Source organism: Kitasatospora sp. NPDC091257 (genome assembly GCF_044757675.1).
Taxonomy (GTDB): Bacteria; Actinomycetota; Actinomycetes; order Streptomycetales; family Streptomycetaceae; genus Kitasatospora; species Kitasatospora lactacystinica.
Window position 1 is genome coordinate 1 of the sequence record NZ_JBIVVI010001820.1, and the last position, 1,156, is coordinate 1,156.

Annotated in this window: 1 protein-coding gene; it reads right to left on the reverse strand. The window is 77.6% G+C overall.

Features of this window, described 5'->3' with window-relative positions; translation table 11 throughout:
• Positions 1-48 precede the first annotated feature (48 nt).
• Positions 49-1,156, reverse strand: a 1,108-nt coding sequence (gene galK / locus ACIQOV_RS42265; protein WP_401056568.1) for a galactokinase, incomplete at its 5' end; no start/stop codon positions are given.

Sequence of the window (1,156 nt, forward strand, 5' to 3'; positions counted from 1 at the left end):
CCCACCGGGCGTAGGGCCTGTCCTCAAGCCCCCGCCCGGCGGAGCGGTTCAGCGGAGCCGGCGCGCCCCCTCCGCCGGGACGGCGGTGAGGGTGCGCGGCTCGGCGTACCCGGCTTCGCGGAAAGCGGCGGTGACCTCGGCGGCGACGCGCTCGGCGGTGTCCGCGTCCACCAGGGCGATGACCGAGCCGCCGAAGCCGCCGCCGGTCATCCGCGCGCCGTGGGCGCCGGCGGCCAGGGCCGCGTCGACGGCGAGGTCGGTCTCCGGGCAGGAGACCCGGTAGTCGTCGCGCAGCGAGGCGTGCCCGGCGGTGAGGATCGGGCCGAGCGCGGCGAGGTCGCCGGCGTCCAGACGGGCGACGGCGGCCTCCACCCGGGCGTTCTCGGTGACCACGTGGCGCACCAGGGGAACCAGGTCCTCGGGGAGCCGGGCGAGCGCGTCGGCCAGGCCGGACGGCTGGAGCGAGCGGAGCGCGGGCAGCCCGAGCAGGACGGCGGCGCGTTCGCAGCCGGCCCGCAGCGCGGCGTAGGCGCCGTCGCCGAGGTCGTGCTTGACCCGGGTGTCCAGGACGAGCAGGGCGAGGCCCGCGCCCGCGAGGTCGACGGGAACCTGACGCATCGTCAGATCGCGGCTGTCGAGGAACAGGGCGGCCCCGGGGCGGCAGCACATCGAGGCCATCTGGTCCATGATTCCGCAGGGCACGCCGACGAAGGCGTTCTCGGCCCGCTGCGCCAGCACCGCCAGCTCCGGGCCCGCCAGGCCCAGCCCGTACAGGTCGTTGCAGACGGCGGCGACGACGCACTCCAGGGCGGCCGAGGAGGAGAGCCCGGCGCCGCCGGGCACGTCGCTGTCCAGCCGGAGGTCGGCCCCGCCGACCCGGTGCCCGGCCTCGCGCAGCGCCCACACCACTCCGGCCGGGTAGCCGGCCCAGCCGGGCACCGAGCCGGGGGCGAGGTCGTCCACCTTCAGCGTCACCAGGTCACCGCCCTGGGCGGACCAGAGCCGCAGCAGCCCGTCCTCCCGCCGGGCGGCCTGGGCGCGGACGGTCCGCGGCAGGGCGACGGGGAGGACGAACCCGAGGTTGTAGTCGGTGTGTTCGCCGATCAGGTTGACCCGGCCGGGGGCGGCCCACTCCCCCTCGGAGGGGCGGCCGTAC